This is a genomic window from Streptomyces antimicrobicus, from assembly GCF_020532625.1.
Lineage (GTDB): Bacteria > Actinomycetota > Actinomycetes > Streptomycetales > Streptomycetaceae > Streptomyces > Streptomyces antimicrobicus.
In genome coordinates this window covers 1-3,095 of the sequence record NZ_JAJAUY010000253.1, presented here as the reverse complement: position 1 = coordinate 3,095, position 3,095 = coordinate 1, and the positions used below count along the sequence as shown (strand labels likewise).

Sequence of the window (3,095 nt, the reverse complement as noted above, 5' to 3'; positions counted from 1 at the left end):
GTGGACGAGGCCGGGCCTTCGGCCACGGCTACGGCCGCCGCGGCGGCGGGGTCTCGGCCCGGGCCCCGGTCGGGGTCCGGGTCGGGGCCCGGGTCGGGGTCTCGGCCCGGGCGGGACGCCGCCGGTGGGCTGCGACGGGGGTCGGGCCACGGGCACGGGCTCCTGGGCGAGCGCGCCGAGCAGGCCTTCGCCGGGCTGGCGCTCGCCGCCTACCTGACCGGCTTGGGCCTGGACCTGACGGGCAACGGCGGTGCGGTGTCGTTCGGCCTGTTCCTGGCCGCCTACGCCTTCGGCGGGTTCTTCACCCTCCGCGAGGCCCTCACGAGCGTCCGGCGGGGCCGCTTCGAGGTGGACTTCCTGATGCTGGTCGCCGCGGCGGGTGCCGCCGCGATCGGCCGCTGGGAGGAGGGGGCCGTACTGCTGGTCCTCTTCAGCATCGGCCACGCCCTGGAGGGCTACGCCCTGGCCCGGGCCCGCCGCTCCATCGAGTCCCTCGCCGACCTGGCCCCCCGCACCGCCCTCCGCCTCCACCGAGCCGGCGAGCCCGACGGCGGCGGCGTCATGCCAGTGGCGACGGGGGCGGGGGCGACGCAGGCACCGGCGCCGACGGTGTCGGCGATGGGCGGGCTCGGGGTATCGGCCGCGGCTGGGGAGCCGACCCTGGCTGGGGTCGAGGTGCCGCCTGCGGCCGGGGCACCGGCGCCGACCGGCGGCGAGGAGTCGGCGGCGGCCGAGGTGTCGGTGTCGGCCGATGTCGTGGTGTCAGCGGCGGGTGGAGGCCGGGTGTCGGCGGTGGGCGGGGGCCGGGCGTCGGCGGCGGCTGGGGTGCCGACCGTGGCGGGGGTCGGGGTGCCGCCTGTGGCCGGGGCACCGGCGCCGACCGGGGGCGAGGAGTCGGTGGCGGCCGATGTCGGGGTGTCGGTCGCGACGGCGGTGGGGGTGTCGGCGGCGGGGTCCGGCCCGGCGCCGACCGCGGGCGGGGTGTCCGCGGCGGGCGCGGTCGAGGTGTCGGTGGAGGAGCTGGCGGTCGGGGACACCGTGCTGGTCCGGCCGCACACCCGGGTGCCCGCCGACGGCTTCGTCGTCGCGGGGACGAGCAGCGTCGACCAGTCGCCGATCACCGGCGAGAGCGTCCCCGCCGACAAGGCCCCGGTCGCCGACCGCGCCGCCGCGCTGGCGAATCCGGCCGCCCAGGACCCGGCCGGCACGGTCTTCGCCGGGAGCGTCAACGGCGCCGGGGCCCTGGAGGTCGTCGTCACCCGACTCGCCCGCGACAACACCTTGGCCCATGTGGTCCGCATGGTCCAGGAGGCCGACCGGCGCACGTCCCCGACCCAGCGGTTCACCGACCGCTTCCAGCGCGTCTTCGTGCCGGCGGTGCTCGCGCTCGTCGCCGCGCTGCTGGGCTTCGGCGCCCTGACCGGCGAGCCCTTCACGGACACCTTCTACCGCGCCATGGCCGTCCTGGTCGCGGCCAGCCCGTGCGCCCTGGCCATCGCCACGCCCGCCGCCGTGCTCAGCGCCGTCGGCCGGGCCGCGCGCGGCGGCGTCCTGATCAAGGGCGGCGCGCCACTGGAGGAGTTCGGCCGGCTCCGGACCGTCGCGTTCGACAAGACCGGCACGCTGACGGAGGGCCGCCCCCGCCTCACCGAGGTCGAGCCCGCCGAGGGCGTCGGCCGCGACGAGCTGCTGCGCACCGCCCTCGCCGTGCAGCGGGGCAGCGACCACCCGCTCGCCCAGGCCGTCGTCCGGGACGCCCCCGCCCTGCTGGACGCCGCCGCACCGGACCGGTTCGGCGAGGCCACGGGCGTACGGGCCCTCGTCGGCCGGGGCGTCACCGCCGAACTCGGCGGCGAGACCGTCCACATCGGCAGCCTGGCCCACCTGGAGTCCCTCGCCGGGCCGCCGGTGCCACCGTCCCTGCGCGAGCGCACGCAGGAGCTGGCCCGGGCCGGGCGGACCACCATGGTCGTCCGGCGCGGCGACCGCCACCTGGGCACGCTGGCACTCATGGACGCGCCGCGCCCGGAGGCGGTGGCCACCGTCGCCGCCCTGCGGCGGCTCGGCGTCACCCGCATGGTGATGCTGTCGGGCGACGACCAGCGGGTGGCCGACGCGGTGGGCCGGACCGTCGGCATGGACGAGGTGCGCGGCGGCTTGCTGCCCCAGGACAAGGTCGCCGAGGTGGCCCGGCTGCGGGCCGGTGGCCGTACGGCGATGATCGGCGACGGCGTCAACGACGCGCCCGCCATGGCCGGGGCCACGGTGGGCGTGGCGATGGGCGCGGCCGGCTCGGCCGTGGCGCTGGAGACCGCGGACATCGCGCTGATGTCCGACGACCTGCGCCGGCTGCCGTTCGTCACCGGCCTCAGCCGCAAGGCCGGCCGGATCATCCGGCAGAACCTGTGGCTGAGCCTCGGCCTGGTGGCCGTACTCGTCCCGGCCACCGTCCTCGGCCTCGGCATCGGCCCCGCCGTCCTGGCCCACGAGGGCTCCACCCTCCTGGTGGTGGCCAACGCCCTCCGCCTCCTCCGCCACCCGGACTGACCCGAGCGCCCGAGCTCCCGCCCGACCCGCCCCGACCGCCGGGGCTCCCGCCCGACCCGCCCCGACCGCCCGGGCTCCCGCCCGGCCCGCCCAGACCGCCGCAGTCGGCCAGGGCGCCGGGACCGGCCCGACCGCCTGGCCCCGACCTCCCGACCGGCCGGGGCGCCGGGCTGGGCCCGGCCGCCCACCTTGGCCGCCCGGACCGTCCCGGCTGTCGGTCCCGACCGTCCGGGCTGCCGGCCTCGACTGTCCGGACGGCCCCGAGCGCCGGACTGGTCCGGCCGCCTGGGTCCGATCTTCCGAATCGACCGACCGCCACAACTGACCGGGACCGGCCCGGGCGCCGGGATTGACCCCGCCACCCGGCCCCGGCCGCCCCGACTGCCTGGACCGAGCCGTCCAACGCCCGGTCCGCCCCGACCGCCCGGTCCGGCCCCGACCGCCCGGACCGAAGCGGACTGCCTGCCCAGGCCGCCCGGACAGCCAGTGCCGACCCGGCCGTCCCGCTGCCCCCGCCGCCAGGGCTCGCCCCACTGCCCCGGGCTACA

General features: G+C 79.0%; 1 protein-coding gene. It reads left to right on the top strand.

The features are described from left to right. Positions 1-222 precede the first annotated feature (222 nt). Entirely contained in the window at positions 223-2,547 is a 2,325-nt protein-coding gene (locus LG632_RS29845) for a heavy metal translocating P-type ATPase (protein WP_226731052.1), read from the top strand. Positions 2,548-3,095: the final 548 nt, after the last annotated feature.